Genomic DNA, 21,873 nt, shown 5'->3' on the forward strand with positions numbered 1-21,873 from the left:
TCCAGCTGCCCGAAATATCCTCGGGGGTGAATTGGGCCGCAAGGCCCAAAAGGGGGCAGACAGCCCCCTCTCTTAGCGCAGCTTCAACGTCGCAAGACCGATCAGCGCAAGGATCAGAGAAATAATCCAGAACCGGATCACGATCTGGCTCTCCGCCCACCCCTTCTTCTCGAAATGGTGGTGGATCGGCGCCATCAGGAACACCCGCTTGCCGGTCCGTTTAAAATAGGCCACCTGAATGATCACCGACATGGCCTCCACAACGAACAGCCCGCCGACAATCGCCAGAACGATCTCGTGCTTGGTGCACACCGCAATCGCCCCGATCGCGCCGCCAAGCGCCAAAGATCCCGTATCGCCCATGAACACCGCCGCAGGCGGCGCGTTATACCACAAGAACCCAAGCCCCGCGCCGATCAGTGCCGCCGTAAACACCAGAATCTCGCCGGTGCCGGGCACGTAATGCACATCCAGATAGGAGGTGAAATCGCTCCGGCCCACGATATAGGCAATCGCCCCCAAAGTGCCTGCCGCGATCATGGCGGGCATGATCGCCAGGCCGTCCAGACCGTCGGTCAGGTTGACCGCATTGGCCGCCCCCACGATCACCAGCATCGCAAAAGGCACGAAGAGCACACCCAGATTGATCAGCACATTCTTGAACACCGGCACCGCCAGTTGTCCCGACAGATCTGCCGGATGCAGCCATGCCGCCCACACCCCCGCAACCGCCGCAAGCAAAAGCCCCAACCCCATCCGCACGCGCCCGCTGACGCCTTTGGTATTCTGCTTGGAGACCTTTGCGTAATCATCGGCGAACCCGATCAGCGCATAGCCCACCGTCACCATCAGAACCAGCCAGACATAGCCGTTATCCAGCCGCGCCCAAAGCAGCGTGGACACCAGAATGGAGGCCAGAATAAGCAAGCCCCCCATGGTCGGCGTACCGGCTTTGGCCAGATGGCTTTCCGGCCCGTCGCTGCGGATCGGCTGCCCTTTGCCCTGCGTGCGACGCAGGAAATTGATCAGTGCCGGACCGAACAGGAACCCGAAGATCAACGCGGTAAAAAACGACGCTCCCGCACGGAAGGTCAGGTAACGGAACAGGTTGAAGAGGTCGCCCCCGTCCGAAAGATTTGTCAACCAATAGAGCATTCCGTCTTATCCTTTATACCTCGGTCGAAACCGGCTGACCAAGCTTACGCAGCGCCTCGACAACAAGGCTCACCTTCGACCCCTTGGAGCCTTTCACCAAAATCACATCGCCCGCATCGACCAGATGGCGCACGCGGCTGACCATGTCCTGCGCCGTTTCATACCACTCGCCGCGCTTGGCCGCAGGCAGCGCATCGCGCAAGGCCGCCATGCGCGGACCGACCATATGCACCACATCGATCGACGCCATCGGTGCCAGACGCGCCAACCCCGCATGCATCTCCGCCTCGCCCGGCCCCAGCTCCAGCATCTCGCCCAGAATGGCCACACGGCGGCCATGCTTGACCCGCCCCACACCATCTTGCGGCATCTGGGCGGCCAGCATTTCAAGCGCCACCGCCATCGAGGTCGGATTGGCGTTGAAGGCATCATCAAACAGATCGATCCCCTGTTCGGGGTTGATCGGGTCAAACAGCACCCTCTCGCGCGTGCCGCGCCCCGCCGGTGGCACCCAATGCCCCAGATCGATGGCCGCCACCGCCTGCTCGCAGCCAAGCGCCGCGCAGGCGGCAATCGCGCCCAAAGCGTTGGAAGCGAAATGCCGCCCCGGGCTTTGCACCTTGAAAAGCAGATCCTGCCCGCGCGCATCAGCCTGCACCACGGTAGTATCGCCATGAATATCCACCCTGACCAGCCGGTAATCTGCCGCCTCGTCCGCCCCGAACGTCACCACCTCGCCCGCCGCTTTCGCCGCCTGCACCAGCACGTCCGACACCTCAAGCCCCAAGGGCACGACACAGGTGCCCCCGGGCTCCAGCCCCTCGAAGATCGCCGCCTTTTCGCGGGCAATGCCGAAGAGGTCGTCGAATGCCGCCAGATGGGCCGCAGCCACCGTGGTGATCATCGCCACATGCGGACGCGCCATCCGCGCCAGCGGCGCGATCTCGCCCGGATGGTTCATCCCGATCTCGATCACCGCGAAATCGGCATCGGCCGGCAGGCGCGCCAGCGTGATCGGCACCCCCCAGTGATTGTTGAAAGAGGCCTCGGCCGCATGGGTCTTGCCCTGCCCCTTGAGCACCTCGCGCAGCATCTCCTTGGTCGAGGTCTTCCCCACCGACCCCGTCACCGCGATGACCTTCGCGCCAGAGCGCGCGCGCCCCGCACGGCCCAGATCCTGCAGCCCCTCCAGAACATCCGCCACAAGCACCAGCGGATCGGCCTCGCTACAGCCTTCGGGAATACGCGACACAAGCGCCGCCCCCGCCCCCTTATCCAGCGCCTGCCGCACGAAATCATGGCCGTCGCGCGCCGCGGTCAGCGCCACGAAAAGATCCCCCCGCGCAATCGTGCGGGTGTCAATGGAGATCCCGCCGATCTGTGCGTCAAGGGTGGCCCGTCCCCGCGTGGCACGGGCAATCTCGGCTGTGGTCCAGAGTGTCATCAGATTTTCCCATCCAGTGCAGCCACCGCAACCGATGCCTGTTCGGCATCATCGAACGGATAGACATCCGTACCGATCACCTGCCCCGTCTCATGGCCCTTGCCCGCAATCAGCAGCGCATCGCCCGGTTCCAGCTTGTCGACCGCCAGCAGGATGGCCTCGGCACGGTCGCCCACCTCGATTGCGGTCGGGCCCGCGCCCTCCATCACCGCCGCGCGGATCAGGGCGGGATCTTCGGTGCGCGGATTATCATCGGTGACAAAGACCATATCGGCATGATCGGTCGCGGCCCTGCCCATCAGCGGGCGCTTGGTCCGGTCACGGTCCCCGCCCGCCCCGACGATCACCACGATCTTGCCCAGCACATGCGGACGCAGCGCGCTCAGCGCCGTGGCCACCGCATCGGGCGTATGGGCATAATCGACAAACACCGTCGCACCGTTCTCGCGCACCGCGACTTGCTGCATCCGCCCCCTGACGGTCGTCAGATGCCCCAGCGCCTGCACCACAGACAGAGGGTCGGCCCCGCAGCCGATCACCAGCGCCGCAGCCGTCAGCACATTCATCGCCTGGAACTCGCCGATCAGCGACAGGCGCACCATCTGCGGCTTGCCCTCCCATGCAAAGCGCACATCCTGCCCTGTGGCATCGGGACGCTTGCCCAGAAGCCGCATCTCGCATTCTTCACCATGCCCCACACGGATCACCCGCTGCCCGCGGGCATGGGCGATCTCGGCCATTGCCTCGCCTTTGGGGTCATCCATATTGATCACGGCCACCCCGTCTTCCGGCAGGACACGGCCGAACAGCCCCGCCTTGGCCGCGAAATAGTCCTCGAAGGTGGCGTGATAATCGAGATGGTCTTGCGTGAAGTTGGTAAACGCCGCCGCGCGCAGGGTCACACCATCCAGCCGCTTCTGGGCCAGACCATGCGACGAAGCCTCCATCGCGGCATGGGTGATGCCGGTCTTGGCCATCTCGGCCAGAAGGCGGTGCAGCGTGATCGGCTCGGGGGTCGTGTGATTGGACGGGGCGGAATAGGCCCCCTCTACACCGGTGGTGCCGATATTGACCGCCTCATAGCCAAGAACCTGCCAGATCTGGCGGGTGAACGTGGCCACGCTTGTTTTCCCGTTGGTGCCGGTCACCGCGATCATCGTGGCAGGCTGCTGCCCGAAAAACAGCGCCGCCGCATAGGCCAGCGCCTGCCGCGGATCTTCCGCCACAACCAGCGTCGCCCCCGCCTCGGAGAGAGCCGCCTGCACCAGCGCCGCCCCCGCGCGGTCGGTCAGAACGGCCACCGCACCTTTGGCCAGCGCGGCAGGCACGAAATCGGCCCCATGCACCTTCGTGCCCGGAAGGGCTGCAAAAAGATGACCGGGCCGGACCTGACGACTGTCGACCGAAAGCCCTGTAATCTGGCGGTCCCCCCCCGAATGCGGGGTCAGCCCCAATGCGATCAGGCTCGATTGCGGCACATCTGTCGGCATGATTATGGCTCTCTGTTTCAATTTCGGCGCGCGGCGAAAAGGGTGCCGGAGATGACGCGCCTTCCGTCAAAAGCGGCCCCTGCCCCATAGGCTTCATTTATCGCGGGCAAGTGGACAAGGTCAACGCATCGCCTGCCTGCCGCCCGACCGTATCGGCAAATTCCGACCGGTGCGGACAGGCCCCGCGACCTGCCCCGATCACTCGTCGGCGACCGTCTTCTCGCCCGGCTTCTTGGTGACCTGAATACCGGCAATCTGGTCATGCGCGGGCATCGGGCGCAGGCCCAGAAGCGGGGCACAACGGCGGATCACCTCGGCGGCCACGGGCACAGCGGTCCAGCCTGCGGTGCGGCGCGGGATCGGGCCGGAATTGTCCGAAGGCTCGTCCAGCGTCAGCACCAGCACATATTTCGGATCCGAAATCGGGAACGCGCCGGCAAAGGTGGCGATGACCTTGTCGTCATAATAGCCGCCCGTCGGCTTCACCTTATCGGCGGTGCCGGTTTTGCCGCCCACCTCATAGCCCGGCACATTGCCGAACGAGGCCGTCCCCTGCGTCACAACGATCCGCATCATCGCCAGTGCCTTGCGCGACACATCATCGCTGATCACCCGCTCGCCATGACCTTTATCCACCCCCGCCAGAAGTGTGGGTTCGACGCGGATACCGTGATTGGCAATGGTGGCATAGGCCGCCGCCAGATGCAGCGGGCTGGCCGCCAGACCATGCCCATAGCCGATGGTCATCGCCGAAACATCTCCCCATTTCGGCGGCAGTTGCGGCTGGCCCGTCTCGGCCTCGATCAGCTCGACCGAGGTCGGCTTGAGAAAGCCCAGCTTGGCAAGAAACTTCTTCTGCGCATCGGGGCCGAACATCTCGACAATATGCGCCGTGCCGACGTTCGAACTGTGTTTGATGACATCGGTCACCGTCAGATGGGCACCGTAATTGTGGAAATCGCGGATACGGAACCGCCCGACTTTCATCGGCGACTGGCTATCGACGACGGTGGTAGGGGTCACCAGCCCCATCTGCATCGCCTGCGAGACCGCAAAAATCTTGAAGGTCGAGCCCAGCTCATAAAGCCCCTGAACCGCGCGGTTGAACAGCGGGCTGTCGGAGGCATCGCCCGTGGTCAGCGGACGCGGGCGTTTGTTGGGGTCGAAATCGGGCAGGCTGGCCATCGCCACGATCTGGCCGGTCTGCACCTGCATCAGGATCGCGGTGGCGCCCTTGGCATTCATCAGCTTCATGCCGCCGTCCAGAATTTCTTCCAGCGCCGCCTGCACGGTCAGGTCGATCGACAGCCTCAGCGGCGCGCCCTTATTGGCCGGATCGCGCAGCCAGCTATCGAATTCTTTCTCGACACCTGCCGTCCCCACGATCTCGGCAGAATTTACCCCCTCGGCCCCGAAGCGCGACCCGCCCAGGATATGGGCCGCCACGGCACCATTGGGATAAAGCCGCATCTCGCGCGGGCCGAACAACAGCCCCGGCTCGCCGATATCATGCACGGCCTGCATCTGCTCGGGCGAGATCTTCTTTTTGATCCAGACGAATTTTCGGTTGCCGGTGAAATCCTTCATCAGCCGGTCATGGTCAAGATCGGGGAAAATCTTGATCAGCTTGTCAACCGTGCCCACAGGGTCCACCATCATCGGCGGCTGTGCATAAAGCGCATGGGTCACAAGATTGGTGGCCAGCACGCGGCCCTCGCGATCGACGATATCGGCCCGCTGCGCATGGATGCCCGAAGGGGCGGCCGCGCGCGGCTCGACCGGCTCGGAGGCCGCAAGCGAACCCATCCGCACACCCACAACGGTAAAGCCCGCCACAAAGGCGAGCCCCATCACCAGAAGCCGCCCCTCGGCACGCACCCGCGCACGGTCGCGGGTGGCCTCGCCACGGATGCGGGTGTTCTCGCGTTCGATATCGTCGGGGTTCTCGCCGCGATTGCGGGCCGAAATGATCTTTGCCAAAGGCCGGAGCGGAATGCGGATCATCTTACAACCCCTCTTTTGGTGCCTGCCCGTTTTTCGCCGCCTGACCGTTCTGCGCCAAGACATCCGGCTCCTGCGGGGCATCCGGATCCGCCATCTCGACCGGATTCGGATAGGGAATTTCCGATACGGTGGCGAATTGGTCGGCCTGTAGCGGCAAAAGCTCGAGATCGGTGAAATTCAGGTTCACCAGTTCCCGCAGACGATCGGGCCGGTTGAGATAGGCCCATTCGGCATGCAGAACGCCCAGACCCTCGTTCAGCGACGCGATCTCGCGATCCAGTGCGCGCAGCTCGTCCCGCTTGTCCTGAGTATCGTAATTGACGCGATACGCCCAGAAGGCCAGCCCCATCACACACAGAGCCGTTGCAAGATAGATCAACGATCTCATCGAGTTCTCCGTTTATGCGGCGTGGCTTTGCCAGCGGGTTCCAGAACAGGGGCAGGAAGCCCCAGCGTGCTACGGTCCGCCGGTGCGGCGGGGGTATCAAGACGACGCGCGACTCGCAATTTGGCCGAACGGGCGCGCGGGTTGTCTATAAGCTCTTCTTCGTCCGGAGGAATAGCCTTTGAGGGCTTATCAAAGCCCGGCACGGCGGATTTCTGCACTGGTGCATAGCGCGAGCCCTGCCCGCCCCCGCCAGAGCGCGCCTGCAAGAAGCGCTTCACAACACGGTCTTCCAGCGAATGGAAACTGACCACAGCCAGAAGCCCGCCCGGTTTCAGCGCGCGCTCGGCGGCTTCAAGCCCCTCGATGAGTTGACCGAATTCATCATTCACCGCGATGCGCAGCGCCTGAAAGCTGCGGGTCGCCGGATGCGACTGACCGGGCTTGGGGCGCGGAAGCGAGCGCTCGATCACCTCGACCAGCTGTTTGGTCGTAGCAAATGGCGCGATCTCGCGGGCTTTCACAATATTGCGGGCAATCCGGCGCGAGGCGCGTTCTTCGCCATAATGATAGAGGATATCGGCCAGCTCTTCCTCATCCAGCGTATTGACCAGATCGGCCGCCGACGGCCCGCTCTGCGACATACGCATATCCAGAGGGCCGTCCTGCATGAAGGAGAAGCCGCGCTCGGCCTGATCGATCTGCATCGAGCTGATGCCCAGATCCAGCACCACGCCATCCACACGCCCCTCGGGCGCGATCTCGGCGGCATAGTCATCCATCTCGGAGAAGGTGCCATGCACCAGCCGCAGCCGGTCGCCATAGTCGCCGCGCCAGCTTTCGGCCATGTCAAAGACCATCGGATCACGGTCCACACCGATCACCGTTGCTGCACCTTCCGCCAAAAGGCCGCGCGAATAGCCGCCCGCGCCAAAGGTGCCATCAATCCAGATGCCCTCGACAGGGGCCACAGCCTTCAGCAAGGGACGCAGAAGAACCGGAATATGCGGACGGCCGGGCGCGCTCATGGTTTAGGCCCCCAAAAGCGAGAGCGGGTCGAAATCATCGCCCATCTCGTCGATCCATTGATCCACATTGGCCTGATCGGCATCCTCGAAGGTCTCGGGCTTCCAGATCTCGAAGGTCTCGCCGACGCCGGCGAAATAGGCCTCGTTCTCAAGACCGATCTTTTCGCGCAGGAATGCCGGAAGGACCATACGGCCATCCGGATCGATCTCCAGCGGTTGCGATTTGGACAATACCATACGTTGCAGGATGGTACGGTTTTTCGAGCCGCGCGGCAGGGCCGCGATATCGGCCGCAAGCGCCTCGAAGGCGCTTTGCGTGTAAACCGTAAGCATTTTCTGATTGTCGGCCCCGTAGACGATCACCATGCGGGGGCGATCTTGGTTGGGGCGGCTCGGGTCACCGTCGGCCAGTTCTTGGCGATACGCAGCCGGGATCGACATGCGACCCTTGCTGTCCACCTTGAAGGTGTATTCGCCTATGAACATGCCCGCCAATTGCGAACCCTCTCCTGCCCCTCTCGACGCACCTTCTGCCTCTGGCCGTCGGGTGTATTGGCGACCCCGAAGGGTCAGAATGAAAACGGCGGATTGAGCTGCTGCCACTGCCCAATCCGCCGCCCTCGTTCCCATCTCTGGGCTGTCCGACTGCGCGCGCCACCTGGGGGGATGTCTGCTCGCTCGCGCGCCGGATCTCTCTTTTTCGCGTCAGGGGGTGCCTGTATGAAACTGCTCTTTTCGCCGTGAGGTCTTTGTGCCTCTATGTTCCCGCCTTTGCGATGAGTTAGGGATGCCACGGGAATTTACGGGAGGCAATAGGTTTTTAGCTAACAGTTGGTTAATGACCTTGGACAACTCTGTGGATAAGTTAACCTTCTGAGAACATGAGGGGAACGGCATAGTAATAAATCGTGGTTTTGTGAGATTCAGACACCAAATCTAGTGATGAAAAAACTTTTGCTTAATCCCGCCAAATCCCAAATGGCGGAGCACAATGTCACCCAAAAACCACGGGTCCAGAACTTATTAACTATTTATTAACCACTATCACCGGAGCGTGATCTCTCGTGATCGGCCACCAGAGTCAAGCCCAACCCACCCTCGGAATTCGCCAAAAATTAGGCAAAATGCGCCATTTTTTATGATGCAACTGCGGGAGAAGGGGAATATGCGCGAAGCAGTTCCGCTGCGTCACGGGAGATTAACCGGCCAACCGCACCCCGAATCGGAAGCAGGACCACTATCTCCTCAGTCAGAATCAGAATCGGTCGGCCTCGCCAGAAGCCGACCGTTTCCCGTCATTTCCCGTCCCGCGAACTCCCGTGGCCCGTTCCCGTGAATTCCCAGCGGGCTCCCGTCCTGCCCCCGCCACGGCTTTGCCGGATCGGACGACACGGATCGGCGTTCTCGGGCGCCGGACCGGACCGGCCCTTCAGCCCGCCAGATCCGCGACCCGCGCAAGCGTCGCGGCCAGCCCCGCATAAGGCGCCGCCACAGCGGTTTCGCCCGCCGCAACAGGGGTACCCGCATCTGCGGCCAGACGCACCTCGATATTCAACGGCAAAGACCCCAAAAGCGGCAGACCAAGCCGCGCGGCCTCCTCGGCCACCCCGCCATGACCGAAGAGATGCGCCTCATGGCCGCATTCCGGGCAGATATAGGTGGACATATTCTCGACCAAGCCCAGCACCGGCGTGCCAAGACGCTTGAACATATCCAGCGCCTTGCGCGCATCCAACAGCGCGATATCCTGCGGGGTGGACACGATCACCGCGCCGTCAAGCTTGGTCTTCTGACACAGGGACAGCTGGATATCTCCCGTTCCGGGCGGCAGATCGATGATCAGCACATCCAGCGGCCCGTAATGATCCCATTTCACCTGCCCAAGAAGCTGCTGCAGCGCCCCCATCAGCATCGGACCACGCCAGATCACCGCCTCGTCCTCTTTCAGCATGAACCCGATCGACATCAGAGTGACCCCATGCGCCTGCAACGGCAGGATCGTATGGCCATCGGGCGAGGCCGGACGTTTGGACACCCCCATCATACGCGGCTGGGAGGGGCCGTAGATATCGGCATCCAGCAGCCCGACCTTTACCCCCTGACGCGCCAGCGCAACCGCAAGATTGGCGGAAACGGTCGATTTCCCGACCCCTCCCTTCCCCGACCCTACGGCGATCACATGTGTCACCCCCTCCACCGGCAGCGGACCGGACTGCTTCTTGGGATGCCCGCCAATGGTCGGCCCCTTCGCCCCTGCAGGTCCGGCCGCGGGGATCACAATCGACAGGCTCTTGAGATCCGGTAGAGCCTTCAGCTCGACCTCGAGCCGCGACCGGATCGCCTCCAGCTCGGCCTGCGGTGCCCCCTCCAGCACGAATCGCACCACACCCGCCTCGACTGCCAGCGCGTGAATCAGGTTGCGCTCTGTTACGGTGCCGCCTTGCGGCAGCCTGACCTGCGCGAGGGTTGCCAGAACGGTGTCTTTGGTGAGTGTCATCGGGGCCTCCAGAACTCGAATTTCGCCGACTGTGGCCATTTGGACGCGCTGTTCAAGCCCCCGAAACGCCCTGCCCGCCGTTTTCCCGCAACCATGACGGGGCACACGCAATGAAATATCCGAATCCAGGGGAAATAGGTCAGAATGTGTTATGCACTTTCCGCATGACGGGCTTGCCGCCGTCACCATTGTGCGAACGCGGCATTTTCGCCATGTTAGCGACAACAGAAGGCGAAAACGCCACGAACGCAAGCACGAACCCAAAGGAATACGCAAATGGCAGTAGCAACTGAAATCCGCCAAGACCGCCGTGGCTTTGGACTGATCGAAGCCCTCAAGGACGCGATCGCTCGTCGCAAACTCTATAACGAAACGCTGGCAGAGCTGCGCTCGCTCTCGACCCGCGAACTGGATGATCTGGGCATGAGCCGCGCAATGCTGACCCGCGTTGCTGCAGAAGCCGCCTACGGTCGTCACTGAACATAAGCTTCCATAGGCTCTCTCCTCCTCCCTGAGCCTTAGGAATGGGCGGCTGTCTCCTCCTCCTCCCTGAGACCGCCGCCACCCTTTACAGGCCCTGTTGCGCCACAGCCGGATACGCCGATCTTCCTCCTCCTCCCTGAAGATCGCGTTTGTGAAGTCGGCGGTTCCTCTTCTCCTCCCTTGGGGAACCGCCAGACTTCTCTTTCGGCTAGAGACGCCGCCGATGGTCTTGAAACACGGGAAGCCTCTTCCCATTTGCATACGGACAGCCCGCTCCTCCTCCCTAGGGCTGATCGTTTCGCGGTGTTCTCCTCCTCCCTGAGGACACCGCATCAGATACCGCGCCTCACTCCTCCTCCCGAGGCGCGCGTTAGGACCGGTTCTCCTCCTCCTCCCTGAGAACCGTTCCGTTTCCAAGGGCCCTCACTCCTCCTCCCGAGTGCCCTGGTCTACAAGAACGGCGATGCCCCTCTCCTCCCGGGCGTCGCCGTTTTTCTTTAATTCCCCCGAATCCGCCCCTTGTTCACGCGCCCCCTTGCGCCACGGCCCGTATCGCGGCATCACCGCCCAAACGACCGGGAGCCTTTGCCATGCTGTCCTATCAACACGCCTATCACGCCGGAAATCTGGCAGACCTGCATAAACATGCGCTGCTGTCGGTGATGCTGGACTATCTGACCCGCAAGGATAAGCCGCTGAGCTATCTGGAAACCCATGGCGGGCGCGGGCTGTATGACCTGTCGGATGCTTCAGCGGTAAAGACGGGCGAGGCCGCCCAAGGCATCCAGCGCCCCGAGGTCGCGGGCTGGTTCAAACCCGATCATCCCTATGCCCGCGCGATTACTAAGACCCGCGAAGCCCACGGCCCCGATGCCTATCCCGGATCACCGCTGATCGCAGCGACCCTCCTGCGCGAAATCGACAGCCTTCAGGTCTGTGAACTGCATCCGCAGGAATATCAGGCGCTGTTTCCGGTGATGAAGCGCCATGCGCGGTTACATAACAAGGACGGGCTGGAGATGGCTGTGGCCATGACGCCGCCCACGCCGCGGCGCGGGCTGATCATGATCGACCCCTCATGGGAGGTGAAGAGTGATTACACCGCCATCCCCAAGCTGATCGACAAGCTGGTGACGCGCTGGAATGTCGGCATTATCGCGCTGTGGTATCCGGTTCTTGAAAACCGCGCGCAGGCGGGAATGGTGGCGCGGCTTGTGGGCCAATACCCCGAGGCGCTGTCCCATGAAGTCCGCTTCCCGCCCGCCCGCGAAGGGCATGGGATGATCGGCTCGGGGATGTTCATTATCAACCCGCCCTTCGGGCTGGATGGCGAGGCAAAGCGCCTCACCAAACTGTTCAACACGCTTTAAAACGGCACATCGTCGGCGCTCTCGGCGGGCACCACGAAAGAGGCGATCAGCTTCTTCGTGCCCGCCATGTCGAATTCGACCACCAGCTTGTCGGCCTCGGTGCCCATGACCTCGCCATAGCCGAATTTCTTGTGGAACACGCGGTCGCCAATATCAAAGTCGTTCTCGACGGTGACGGCACGCGGGCGCGAAGGCGTCTGGCTGTGCACCCCACGGCTTTGCAGCCGCTTCCAACCGGGCGAATTATAGACATCGGCACTGGCCGCGCGCGCATCGATCTGGCTGCCCAGCGTCGAAGGCGCGCCCCCGCCCAGACCGGGCGGCGTCATGACATCCACATGATCTGACGGCAGCTCGTCGATAAAGCGCGAGGGCATCTGCGACTGCCACTGGCCATAGACCCGACGGTTGCCCGCAAAAGAGATATAGCAGACCTCCTCGGCGCGGGTGATGCCCACATAGCCCAGACGGCGCTCTTCCTCGAGCCCCTTCATCCCCGATTCGTCCATGCTGCGCTGGCTGGGGAAAAGACCATCCTCCCAACCGGGCAGGAAGACCACCGGAAACTCCAGACCCTTGGCGCCATGCAGCGTCATCAGAGTGACCTTGGCCTCGGTGTCTTTCGATTCGTTGTCCATGATCAGCGCGACATGCTCCAAGAACCCCTGCAGGTTCTCGAATTGCTCCAGCGCCTTGATCAGTTCCTTGAGGTTTTCCAGACGACCCGGAGCCTCCGGGGTCTTGTCGTTCTGCCACATGGCGACATAGCCCGAATCCTCCAGAATTTCCTCGGCCAGACGCAGATGCGAATGATCATTGGCCGGCGGCACCGCATCATCCAGCACCTCGAACAGGTCATCATCGTCATCGGCAGGGCTGCGCGCCGAGGCAGGCGAGGCCGCCCTCACGACCTCATTCCAACGATCGACATTGGCCACAAAGGCCCGTAGCTGCCCTGCTCCCTTGCCGCTAATCCCGCCCTGAGCCAACAAGAGCCGCGCGCCTTCCAGCAGGCTGACACCATTCTGCCGCGCCTCGATCTGGATCTTCTGCTGCGCCTTATCGCCCAAGCCCCGTTTGGGCGTATTGATCACCCGCTCGAAGGCAAGATCGTCCTCGGGGCTGATCGCAAGCCGGAAATAGGCCATCGCATCGCGAATCTCCATGCGCTCATAGAATCGCGGGCCGCCGATCACGCGGTAAGGCATGCCGATGGTCAGAAAACGGTCCTCGAAGGCGCGCATCTGATGCGAGGCCCGCACCAGAATCGCCTGATCCTCCAGGCTATAGGGCGCCATGCCCCGCGTCCCCCGCGAGAGCGCCTCGATTTCCTCACCGATCCAGCGCGCTTCTTCTTCGCCATCCCAATGGCCGATCAGCCGGACTTTCTCGCCGCCCTGCTCCTCGGTCCAGAGCGTCTTACCCAAGCGCCCCTCATTGCCGGAAATCAACTGCGAGGCCGCCGCCAGAATATGTTCGGTCGAGCGGTAATTCTGCTCCAGACGGATCACTTTGGCGCCCGCGAAATCGCGTTCAAACCGCAGGATATTACCCACCTCGGCCCCGCGCCAACCATAGATCGACTGGTCATCATCGCCCACACAGCAGATATTCTTATGCCCCTGCGCCAGAAGCCTCAGCCAGAGATATTGAGCGACGTTGGTATCCTGATACTCATCCACCAGAATATATTTGAACCAGCGCTGATAGCGTTCAAGCACATCAGGAAACTTCTGGAAAATCGTGACCATATGCAAAAGAAGATCACCGAAATCCACGGCATTCAGCGTGCGCAGGCGTTCCTGATATTGCGCGTAAAGCTCGGACCCGCGGTGATCAAAGGCCGCTGTCTCGCCCCCTGTTACACGATCCGGCGTCAAAGCCTTGTTCTTCCAGCCGTCAATCAGCCCCGCCAACATCCGCGCAGGCCAGCGCTTCTCATCCATATTGGCCGCGATGATCAACTGCTTGAGCAAGCGGATCTGGTCGTCGGTATCCAGAATGGTAAAATTGGTCTTCAGCCCCACAAGCTCTGCATGGCGCCGCAAAAGCTTCACACAAACCGAATGGAACGTCCCAAGCCAGGGCATCCCCTCGATCGAGCCGCCAAGTAGCGCCCCGATCCGGTCCTTCATCTCGCGCGCGGCCTTATTGGTGAAGGTCACGGCCAGAACCTCATTGGGACGCGCCCGCCCCGTAGTCATCAGATGCGCAATCCGGCAGGTCAGAGCCTTGGTCTTCCCCGTGCCCGCCCCTGCCAGCATCAACACAGGCCCGTCCAGAGTCTCCACCGCTTCGCGCTGCGCAGGGTTCAACCCGTCAAGATAGGGCAGCGCACGCGGCACAGCCCCAGCCATTGCACGCGCAGACAGGCTGACCGCGCCTTCAAATGCGTCATCTTCGTCAAATCGCGCCATGTTCCGGCCCCAAGCGTTCTACCATTGTTCCCGTCATAGCAAAGATGCCCGTCGACCAAAAGGGGGCTCTGCCCCCGTCGCTCGTTCCGAGCGCCTCCCCCGGGATATTTCAGGCAGCTGGAACTAGGGCGCAAACGCTACATTCCAGCTGCTAAAAATATCCCGGAGTGAATTGAGCCGCAGGCTCAAGAGAGGCAGAGCCTCTTACCCCCCGTGAATCAGGCTCGCAAACAATCGAGGGTCAAGGCTTTCGGATGCAAAGACCGACCCTTCTGTCAGCACCGCAACGGCATCATGGCTGTGCAGGCTTTCCTGATGGCTGGCAACAACACGGAAGTCGCCGATACGCGGATCTGCTTTCAGACCTTCGGCCAGCACTCTTACGGCATCTTCAACGAAGATCGGATGAGCGGCATTCAACTCGGCGAAGGCCTGTTCGTCTTCCCGCTTCACCATGACTTGCGTTTCAGTGGGTATCTGGCGGCGGGCAATCGCGATCAGATCCTCGAACCACAGGCGCTCACCCGGCAGCGTCTCCACCGAGATTCGCGCCACCGAACGCTGGGAGTGTGGTGTCGCCAGTTGCCCGCGTTGCGAACGCGCGTGCTCTGACAGTTCCAGCGAGCAGGGGCAGGTCGAGCTATAGACATAGTCCAGATGCATGATCTTGCGACGCTGGCCACTATGTTCGATCAACTCCAGAGCGATATCGTAATATTGCCAGCCCGACAGCCCCGAGCGCAGGCTGTCGCGCCGCATCGGGTAAGAGAACGCCATCGCAAGGCGCGCATCGAAGCTTTCGAGGTCGGCTTTATAATCGTCCAGCACCCCCGCCATCACATCCAGCGAGAAATCCGTCTCGGAATGGGCATAGAAGGACCGCATGATGCGGCTCATATTGATGCCTTTTTTCTCGGCCTCAAGGCTGACCGTACCGGTGACCGAGGTTTCCAGCTCGCGCTCGCCCCCGTCGCGGCGGCGGTAACGAATCGGGAGCCGGAAGTTCGAGATCCCCACGTGGCCGATGCGCGCCTTGGCCCCTACAATCAGCGAGGACGGCCCGTTCTGCAGATCGGGCATTGTGGCCTTATAGGCCTCATCCACGGTAAAATCGTGATCGTAGCGGCGCGTGAGATCCGGATAGTTGGCCACTTCCCGCCCGGGCAGGAGCCGCGCAATAGCCGGATCCAGTGCGGCTACTTCTTCCGGTGTGACGGAAGCCGCCCAATCCCGCAACTCGTTCAAAGCTGCGCGGGCACGTTCCTGACGGGCATCAATACGGCGATCGACGTTCATGGGATTTGTCCTTTCCGTAGATCGCACAGATAGGGTGGCAGATGTGATCGTGCCACCCTTTTAACGACAAAAGCTTATCAAACTGCGTCAAGTGCCCCGACGATATCTTTCACCAGATCATCGCCATCCTCGATCCCGATCGAGATGCGCACCATGCCGGGGGTGATCTTGATTTCGGCGCGTTCGTCTTCGGTCAGGTTCTTGTGGGTGGTGGTCGCGGGGTGGGTCGCGATGGATTTGGCATCCCCCAGATTGTTGGAAATCTTCACGATCTCCAGCGCATTGAGGAATTTGAACGCGGCCTCCTTGCCCCCCTTCAGATCCAGCGCCACCATCGTGCCACCCGACCCCATCTGCGCCATCGCCAGATCATGCTGCGGATGGCTCGGCAGGCCCGGATAGATCGAGCGGTTCAGCGCCGGATGGCCTTCGGCCGCCTTGGCGACTTTGGCCGCGCTTTCGGCCTGCGCCCGCACCCGCAGGTCCAGCGTCTGCATGCCCGACAGGTGCAGCCATGCGTGATAGGGGCTCATCGCGCCGCCGGTATGTTTGGCATAGGTTTCGAGCGGCCCACGGATGAACTCGCGGTCGCCACAGACCACGCCGCCAAGCGCGCGCCCGCCGCCGTCGATATGTTTGGTCGTCGAATAGACGATGATATCCGCGCCCTGCGCCACCGCATTCGAGAAGACCGGCGAGGCGAAGACGTTATCGACCACCAGTTTCGCGCCATGCGCATGGGCGATTTTCGCCACGCCCGTGATATCGATCACTTCCAGCCCGGGGTTCGAGACCGACTCGAAGAAGCAGAGCTTGGTGTTGGGCTTGATCGCGGCGTCCCATTCGGCAAGCTGGGTGCCATCGACCAGCGTGACCTCGACGCCAAAGCCCTGCAGGACCTTCAGCACGTAAAGGCACGACCCGAACATCTGGCGCGCGGCCACGATATGGTCGCCCGCTTTCACCTGAGAGGTCAGCGCGGCATTGACGGCGGCCATGCCGGAGGCGCAGGCAAAGGCGTCTTCGGTGCCCTCGATCGCGGCGATCCGGTCTTCGAACATGCGGGTGGTGGGGTTGCCGTAGCGGGCATAGATGAATTCGTCCGGACCGGCATGCAGGAAACGTTCCTCGGCCACTTCTGCCGAAGGGTAGACAAAGCCTTGGGTCAGAAACAGAGCCTCGGCCATCTCGCCATACTGGCTCCGGCGGATGCCTTCATGAACCAGTTTCGTGCGGGTGTTCCAATCCTTGGTCATCGTCGTCCTCATCCTAAATGGCCGGACCGTCACCCGGCGCTTCTTGCCGATGCGATACGCCTATAGGCTGGGCCGGTCAAGGATTGGCTGCCCCGGAACGCCTCAGTCGTCGGTCTTGTCCTCGGCGCTCTCCTCGAGGGCATAGCGTTTCAGCAGCCCCCCCTGCGCCATCAGGAAGACGAACATCAGGATCATCAGGCCGAAGGTCTTGAAATTGACCCACATCTCTTCCGACTGGGTGCGCCAGATCACTTCGTTGAGCACCGCAAGCCCCAGAAAGAACAGCGCCAGCCGCTTGGTCAGGATGGTCCAGCCCTCGGGTTTCATCGGCAGATTGTCAGAGAGCACAAGCTGCAACCACGGTTTTCCCAGCAGCAGCCCCGCGCCAAGGATCCCCGCAAAGAGCAAGTAGATCAGCGTCACTTTCATCTTGAAGAATTTCGGATCATTGAGCCAGACCGACAGCCCGCCGAAGACAATCACCAAGACAAGCGTCGCAATCTGCATCGGCGCCAGCTTGCCCGTCAGTTTCCACAGCACAAGCGTGCAGATGGTCAAGAGCGGAATGAACATCGCCGTCGCGACGATAAAGCCGTGATATTCCGTGCCGTGGAACATCACCGTCTGGTCCTTGAGTTTCATATAGACCACGAAAAAGGCCAGAATGGGACCCCATTCAAGCGCGGCCTTCACCACGGGGCTGATCTTGCGTTCCGACATATTCCGTCCTGTCCTAGCTGGGCCTTTATTCCGATATGCCGCGAATGGCACGGGAAGTCACGCCCTCGCCCGCTCACATACCTATCAGCGCAGCTTCATTGCTGCGGCGGATACAGGATGTCCAGACCAAAGCCGCCCTCACCCGCGATCTCCCCCAAAAGGGCCAATAAGCCCGAGGGATCCCCAAGCAGTGCTGGCGGAACAGCCTGTGAAGCAACCCGCCCGCGCAGGGCGACTTTCAAAGCCCCCTGCGGATGGGGCATATCACCAATCAGACGGATCAAGGCCTTTTGGGAAGGCACGTCGATATAGGTCTCGGGGATATTCCGCACCAGACCGGCGTAACCGTCCTTCAGACGTTCGACATTCCTTTCGGGGTTACCCTCAAGCGGCAGCAGCGCCAGCCCCAGAGGCCGCAACAGGAATGTCTCGAAATTGCGTTTCAAAGCCAGCTCGGCCTCGAAACTCTCGATAGAGGGGGTTTCTTCGATAGGCCCGCCTTCCAGAAGCGCCGGAGAGACCCCTCCAAGCGTGACGGACAGCCGCGACACCGCCCCCGAGGGATCGGTAATCTCCAGCGTATTCACCGCCAGAGAGCCTGTGTCGAAGGCCCAATCCATATCCAGAGAGACCTGAAAAGCGTCAACCCGTTCCCTTTCGACCCGAAGATAGGCAAAAAGAGGGTCTTCGAGGTCCTGCGGCATGACCGTACTGGAAAAGAGGTTCGTGGCTTTCACATCCAGATGCGACGGAAGCCCCTGTTTATAGACATCAGCCATTCCGCGGGCATTGACGTCCAAACTGTCGGCATAGGCGATCTTGTGGCCACCCTCATACGGCAAGGAGACATCCTTGAACACGCAGCCCTGTGACGTGGGGTTCATGCCCCTATAGCGCAGCCCCGCCCTATCGGCCCATTGCGCGATCAAAGCGCAATCAGGGGCCTGCGCGGCCACGGGGCCGGATGCTAGCAGACCCAATCCGAACACAGCGGCCCATGATAGACGCATTATTTCGCCTCGATCCCCACCAGCGCCTGCGCGAATTCCTGCGGGTCGAACGGGGCCAGATCATCGATCTGTTCACCCACGCCAATGGCATGGATCGGCAGGCCGAAGCGGTCTGCCAGCGCCACCAGAACCCCGCCCTTCGCGGTGCCGTCAAGCTTGGTCATCACCAGACCCGACACATCGGCCAGCTTGCGGAAGGTCTCCACCTGGTTCAGCGCGTTCTGCCCCGTCGTCGCATCCAGCACCAGAAGCGTGTTATGCGGCGCGCTCGGGTCTTTCTTGCGGATCACACGGACGATCTTGGCCAGCTCCTCCATCAGATCGGCGCGGTTCTGCAGGCGGCCTGCCGTGTCGATCATCAGAAGGTCTGCGCCCTCGGCCTCGGCACGGGTCATCGCGTCAAAGGCAAGGCTTGCAGGGTCCGAGCCCTCGGGCGCGGTCAGCACCGGCACATCGGCGCGCTCGCCCCAGACCTTCAGCTGCTCCACCGCGGCTGCACGGAAGGTATCGCCTGCCGCAATCACCACCGATTTTCCGGCGGCCTTGAACTGGCTGGCCAGCTTGCCGATGGTCGTGGTCTTGCCCGAGCCATTGACCCCCACCACCAGCACCACCTGCGGGCGCTTGGGGAAGATCGGCATCGGCTTGGCGACGGGTTCCATGATGCGGGCGACTTCCTGCGCCAACAGCCCCTTGATCTCGTTGACCGAAAGCTTGCGCCCCATACGACCCTCGGCAAGGTTTGCCGTCACGCGCAGGGACGTATCGACCCCCATATCCGAGGCAATCAGCAACTCTTCGAGGCTTTCCAGAAATTCGTCATCCAGCACACGGCGCGGGCTGTCATCGCGCGCCCCACCCAGAAGCCGACCGAAGAAACCGGGCTTGCTGGCTGGCGCGGCAGGGCGAAGCGGCTCCGCTGCGGCGGGCATTTTCTGGACCGGAGCCGCAGGCGGCACAACAGAAGCCGCGCCCTGCGTTTGCGGCTGAGCGGACGGCTGTGCATCGGGCCGCGACATACCCACCCCCGCATCCCCCGACCCTGCCGCCTCGGGCTTGTCCTTTTCCGGCGTTACCGCCTCGGGCTTCGTATCTTCGGGCGCCGCCACACCCTGTGCATCGGGTGCAACGTCAGGCACCGCTTCGGGTTCGGGCAGCGCCGGCTTTTCGGCCACAAGATCCTCAATCCCTTCCTCAAGACGCGAGGAGGACCGTGTCAGACGGGATTTCAACTTTTTGAAAAACGACATAGCTTGCCCCTATACGCCTGATGGCCCTGCCCTGACGGCCCCGACCAGATTGGTTTCGTTTTCACCTAATCAATCCTGCCGAGCGATGGAAGGGCTTGCCAAAGCATTCTCCACGCAAGCGCAGGGAAATTGCGCCGTTTTCCGTCGATTCCACCCCGAAAATCCCGTATCACCGTCGCAACCTGCCCAGATCCACCGAAGGACCCCCATGAAGCGCCCGCCCGGAACATCGCTCTTCGCCTGTGCGACACTGGTGCCCATGATCTTGGTCGGGCTGGCAGCAGAGCTTGGCGGCTGGTGGTGCCTGCTGGCTTTCTGCGCCAGTTCGACGGTTCTGCACCTGCTCGACAGGCTCTTCCCCGACCCCCTGCCGGATGCGCCGGAAGGGGTGGAATTTCCGGCCGCAGACGGGCTTCTGCTGGCAATTTTCGCAGGCCATCTGGTTATCTTCGCCCTGTGCCTGAACGCACTGGTCACAGGATGGGGCGCCGCTCCGCTGCCCACCACTCCCCTGCACAAGGACCCGTTCACGCTTGCCCTGTCCAAACTTGCCCTGTTTCTTGCATGTGGTTTCGTTCTGGGGCAGGTGAGCGTGCCCGCCGCCCATGAGCTGATCCATCGCCGCAATCGGCTGTTCTTCCGGCTGGGACAATGTCTCTATATCACACTGCTCTTCGGCCATCACGCCTCGGCCCATAGGCTGGTGCACCATATCCATGTCGCCACCCCGCAAGACCCCAATTCCGCGCCGCGCGGCATGGGGTTCTGGACCTTCCTGCCACGCGCTTGGATCGGGTCTTGGAAAGCGGGCTTGCAGGCCGAAGAAGCGCTGCGTCGCAAGGCGGGACGTCCGGTCCGGCACAGGGTCTATCTCGCCTATGGTCTGGGGGCTGTGCTGATGATCTGCATGGTGACACTGGCTTGGGGGCCCTGGGGGCTATGCGCCTATCTGGGCCTATGCGCCCATGCGCAGATCCAGCTCCTGCTGGCCGATTACGTGCAGCATTACGGGTTAAGGCGGCAGATCCGGAACGGGCGGGTCGAACCGGCAGGACCGGATCACAGCTGGGATGCCTGCCCACCCGCCTCTTCGCTCTGGATGCTCAACGCTCCGCGTCACAGCGACCACCATGCCCATCCCGCACGCGCCTATCCTGCCCTGCGGATCGGCGAGATCACGGCAACCCGCCCGATCCTGCCGCGCTCGCTGCCGGTCATGGCGACGCTGGCGCTCTGCCCGCCGATGTGGCGGCGCGTCATGGATCGGCGGCTCGACCGGCTCGCTGGACCCGCTACGCACACAGACAGGCGCTAGCAGGCGGCCGTCGGCAAGGTCCTGCGGCCAGAAGCGGCTTGGCGCGGCCTTGGCGCAGGGAAAGGCCACGCAAAGCAGCGGCGGTTCCGCCCACCAAAACCGCCTTGAACTTCGCGTCCAGCCCCCGCAAAAGCCCCTGGCTTCCAGCCCCCCGGATAGAATGCGCGCATAGCAGGCGTTTCACGGGGCTGTGGGTTTCACATTGGCACGGTTTTTGCCAAGATGGCCCCGATCTTGCCCAGCCGGAGCCCCTGATGCGCGCCCTCGTCCTCGCCTTCCCGCTTGCCCTCCTTGCCACTGTGTCGCAGGCCGAAGATGCCACGCCCCCGCTGGATGCCGCGGGGTTCGACGCCCGCACCACCGGAAAGACAATCACCTATTCCGCCAATGGCCAAGCCTATGGAATCGAGCAATATCTGCCCGGTCACAAGGTGCTCTGGGCCTTCACCGAAAGCGAATGCAAAGTGGGCGTCTGGCATCAGCAGGGCGAAGAGATCTGCTTCGACTATCAGGACGAGAACGGCCAGCAATGCTGGAAGTTCTACGATACCGACAAAGGGCTGAAAGCCCAGTTCATGGGCGATGGCGGTATGTCCGAACCGCTAATCTCGCTCAGTGAAAGCGAGACCCCGCTGAATTGCCCCGGCCCCGATATCGGCGTCTGACAAGTCTCGAAGACCTATGGGTAAAGCGCCCCGATGCGGCACGCATCGCGCGGACTGGCGGGGTTCAATGCCCCGACAGGACGCGGCC

The 21,873-nt window shown here is 62.1% G+C and carries 18 protein-coding genes; 4 read left to right on the forward strand and 14 right to left on the reverse strand.

Translation table 11 applies throughout. The features are described 5' to 3' along the window. Window positions 1-72: 72 nt before the first annotated feature. From mraY to AC2ISB_RS08490, 8 genes are all read right to left on the reverse strand, one after another. Window positions 73-1,155: a phospho-N-acetylmuramoyl-pentapeptide-transferase gene (gene mraY / locus AC2ISB_RS08455; protein ID WP_339107793.1), complete on the reverse strand. Its 1,083-nt coding sequence runs from the start codon at window positions 1,153-1,155 to the stop codon at window positions 73-75. A gap of 13 nt (window positions 1,156-1,168) precedes the next feature. Next, window positions 1,169-2,599 carry a UDP-N-acetylmuramoyl-tripeptide--D-alanyl-D-alanine ligase gene (locus tag AC2ISB_RS08460; RefSeq protein ID WP_406736247.1) on the reverse strand — a complete coding sequence of 477 codons (1,431 nt, stop codon included), beginning with the start codon at window positions 2,597-2,599 and terminating at the stop codon, window positions 1,169-1,171. Next, complete coding sequence (locus tag AC2ISB_RS08465) at window positions 2,599-4,089, reverse strand: UDP-N-acetylmuramoyl-L-alanyl-D-glutamate--2,6-diaminopimelate ligase (RefSeq protein ID WP_339107794.1); 1,491 nt, start codon at window positions 4,087-4,089, stop codon at window positions 2,599-2,601. Before AC2ISB_RS08465 ends, AC2ISB_RS08460 begins: the two co-directional genes overlap by 1 nt. A gap of 198 nt (window positions 4,090-4,287) precedes the next feature. After that, on the reverse strand, window positions 4,288-6,093 hold the full coding sequence (locus tag AC2ISB_RS08470) for a peptidoglycan D,D-transpeptidase FtsI family protein (RefSeq protein WP_339107795.1): 1,806 nt from the start codon (window positions 6,091-6,093) through the stop codon (window positions 4,288-4,290). A 1-nt stretch (window position 6,094) separates the two neighbouring features. After that, a complete protein-coding gene (gene ftsL / locus AC2ISB_RS08475; RefSeq protein ID WP_339107796.1) occupies window positions 6,095-6,481 on the reverse strand; it encodes a cell division protein FtsL in 387 nt (128 codons plus the stop codon). Further along, window positions 6,478-7,506 (reverse strand): 16S rRNA (cytosine(1402)-N(4))-methyltransferase RsmH, encoded by a 1,029-nt coding sequence (gene rsmH, locus AC2ISB_RS08480; protein ID WP_486574705.1) that lies wholly within the window; start codon window positions 7,504-7,506, stop codon window positions 6,478-6,480. Before rsmH ends, ftsL begins: the two co-directional genes overlap by 4 nt. Before the next feature lie 3 nt (window positions 7,507-7,509). After that, window positions 7,510-7,992, reverse strand: coding sequence for a division/cell wall cluster transcriptional repressor MraZ (mraZ, locus tag AC2ISB_RS08485; protein ID WP_406721678.1), 483 nt, complete (start codon window positions 7,990-7,992; stop codon window positions 7,510-7,512). A gap of 943 nt (window positions 7,993-8,935) precedes the next feature. Next, window positions 8,936-10,003 carry an Mrp/NBP35 family ATP-binding protein gene (locus tag AC2ISB_RS08490; RefSeq protein ID WP_486574706.1) on the reverse strand — a complete coding sequence of 356 codons (1,068 nt, stop codon included), beginning with the start codon at window positions 10,001-10,003 and terminating at the stop codon, window positions 8,936-8,938. Between the two features lie 276 nt (window positions 10,004-10,279). On the opposite strand from AC2ISB_RS08490, the gene AC2ISB_RS08495 reads away from it, so the two are divergent. Next, window positions 10,280-10,483: a YjiS-like domain-containing protein gene (locus AC2ISB_RS08495; protein ID WP_339107800.1), complete on the forward strand. Its 204-nt coding sequence runs from the start codon at window positions 10,280-10,282 to the stop codon at window positions 10,481-10,483. 593 nt (window positions 10,484-11,076) lie between these two features. Continuing rightward, window positions 11,077-11,856, forward strand: coding sequence for a 23S rRNA (adenine(2030)-N(6))-methyltransferase RlmJ (gene rlmJ / locus AC2ISB_RS08500; RefSeq protein WP_486574707.1), 780 nt, complete (start codon window positions 11,077-11,079; stop codon window positions 11,854-11,856). Here the strand turns inward: rlmJ and AC2ISB_RS08505 are convergent. The 6 genes from AC2ISB_RS08505 to ftsY all read right to left on the reverse strand — a co-directional run bounded on the left by AC2ISB_RS08505 (window position 11,853) and on the right by ftsY (window position 19,805). Further along, the gene (locus AC2ISB_RS08505; protein WP_486574708.1) at window positions 11,853-14,273 is read right to left on the reverse strand and encodes an ATP-dependent helicase; all 2,421 of its coding nucleotides are present in this window, start codon (window positions 14,271-14,273) and stop codon (window positions 11,853-11,855) included. The genes rlmJ and AC2ISB_RS08505 overlap by 4 nt on opposite strands. 204 nt (window positions 14,274-14,477) lie before the next feature. Next, the gene (gene folE2, locus AC2ISB_RS08510; protein ID WP_339107803.1) at window positions 14,478-15,569 is read right to left on the reverse strand and encodes a GTP cyclohydrolase FolE2; all 1,092 of its coding nucleotides are present in this window, start codon (window positions 15,567-15,569) and stop codon (window positions 14,478-14,480) included. Window positions 15,570-15,646: 77 nt separating this feature from the next. After that, the gene (gene metZ, locus AC2ISB_RS08515) at window positions 15,647-16,825 is read right to left on the reverse strand and encodes an O-succinylhomoserine sulfhydrylase (RefSeq protein WP_339107804.1); all 1,179 of its coding nucleotides are present in this window, start codon (window positions 16,823-16,825) and stop codon (window positions 15,647-15,649) included. Between the two features lie 102 nt (window positions 16,826-16,927). Next, on the reverse strand, window positions 16,928-17,545 hold the full coding sequence (locus AC2ISB_RS08520) for an inner membrane-spanning protein YciB (RefSeq protein ID WP_486574709.1): 618 nt from the start codon (window positions 17,543-17,545) through the stop codon (window positions 16,928-16,930). Between the two features lie 95 nt (window positions 17,546-17,640). Further along, window positions 17,641-18,555, reverse strand: a complete 915-nt coding sequence (locus AC2ISB_RS08525) for a hypothetical protein (RefSeq protein WP_486574710.1) — start codon at window positions 18,553-18,555, stop codon at window positions 17,641-17,643. Further along, window positions 18,555-19,805, reverse strand: a complete 1,251-nt coding sequence (ftsY, locus tag AC2ISB_RS08530) for a signal recognition particle-docking protein FtsY (protein ID WP_486574711.1) — start codon at window positions 19,803-19,805, stop codon at window positions 18,555-18,557. Before ftsY ends, AC2ISB_RS08525 begins: the two co-directional genes overlap by 1 nt. Before the next feature lie 208 nt (window positions 19,806-20,013). Between ftsY and AC2ISB_RS08535 the strand changes: the two genes are divergently transcribed. Together AC2ISB_RS08535 and AC2ISB_RS08540 are read left to right on the forward strand one after the other, a co-directional pair. Next, window positions 20,014-21,120 carry an alkane 1-monooxygenase gene (locus AC2ISB_RS08535; RefSeq protein ID WP_486574712.1) on the forward strand — a complete coding sequence of 369 codons (1,107 nt, stop codon included), beginning with the start codon at window positions 20,014-20,016 and terminating at the stop codon, window positions 21,118-21,120. Between the two features lie 254 nt (window positions 21,121-21,374). After that, the gene (locus tag AC2ISB_RS08540) at window positions 21,375-21,785 is read left to right on the forward strand and encodes a hypothetical protein (protein WP_486574713.1); all 411 of its coding nucleotides are present in this window, start codon (window positions 21,375-21,377) and stop codon (window positions 21,783-21,785) included. Window positions 21,786-21,873: the final 88 nt, after the last annotated feature.

It is taken from the genome of Thioclava sp. NS-SX20 (assembly GCF_057380695.1).

Coding starts and splice junctions, on each gene's coding strand:
- mraY (WP_339107793.1), bottom strand. CDS start 1,155: ATGCTCTATTGGTTGACAAATCTTTCGGACGGGGGCGACCTCTTCAAC.
- AC2ISB_RS08460 (WP_406736247.1), bottom strand. CDS start 2,599: ATGACACTCTGGACCACAGCCGAGATTGCCCGTGCCACGCGGGGACGG.
- AC2ISB_RS08465 (WP_339107794.1), bottom strand. CDS start 4,089: ATGCCGACAGATGTGCCGCAATCGAGCCTGATCGCATTGGGGCTGACC.
- AC2ISB_RS08470 (WP_339107795.1), bottom strand. CDS start 6,093: ATGATCCGCATTCCGCTCCGGCCTTTGGCAAAGATCATTTCGGCCCGC.
- ftsL (WP_339107796.1), bottom strand. CDS start 6,481: ATGAGATCGTTGATCTATCTTGCAACGGCTCTGTGTGTGATGGGGCTG.
- rsmH (WP_486574705.1), bottom strand. CDS start 7,506: ATGAGCGCGCCCGGCCGTCCGCATATTCCGGTTCTTCTGCGTCCCTTG.
- mraZ (WP_406721678.1), bottom strand. CDS start 7,992: ATGTTCATAGGCGAATACACCTTCAAGGTGGACAGCAAGGGTCGCATG.
- AC2ISB_RS08490 (WP_486574706.1), bottom strand. CDS start 10,003: ATGACACTCACCAAAGACACCGTTCTGGCAACCCTCGCGCAGGTCAGG.
- AC2ISB_RS08495 (WP_339107800.1), top strand. CDS start 10,280: ATGGCAGTAGCAACTGAAATCCGCCAAGACCGCCGTGGCTTTGGACTG.
- rlmJ (WP_486574707.1), top strand. CDS start 11,077: ATGCTGTCCTATCAACACGCCTATCACGCCGGAAATCTGGCAGACCTG.
- AC2ISB_RS08505 (WP_486574708.1), bottom strand. CDS start 14,273: ATGGCGCGATTTGACGAAGATGACGCATTTGAAGGCGCGGTCAGCCTG.
- folE2 (WP_339107803.1), bottom strand. CDS start 15,569: ATGAACGTCGATCGCCGTATTGATGCCCGTCAGGAACGTGCCCGCGCA.
- metZ (WP_339107804.1), bottom strand. CDS start 16,825: ATGACCAAGGATTGGAACACCCGCACGAAACTGGTTCATGAAGGCATC.
- AC2ISB_RS08520 (WP_486574709.1), bottom strand. CDS start 17,545: ATGTCGGAACGCAAGATCAGCCCCGTGGTGAAGGCCGCGCTTGAATGG.
- AC2ISB_RS08525 (WP_486574710.1), bottom strand. CDS start 18,555: ATGCGTCTATCATGGGCCGCTGTGTTCGGATTGGGTCTGCTAGCATCC.
- ftsY (WP_486574711.1), bottom strand. CDS start 19,805: ATGTCGTTTTTCAAAAAGTTGAAATCCCGTCTGACACGGTCCTCCTCG.
- AC2ISB_RS08535 (WP_486574712.1), top strand. CDS start 20,014: ATGAAGCGCCCGCCCGGAACATCGCTCTTCGCCTGTGCGACACTGGTG.
- AC2ISB_RS08540 (WP_486574713.1), top strand. CDS start 21,375: ATGCGCGCCCTCGTCCTCGCCTTCCCGCTTGCCCTCCTTGCCACTGTG.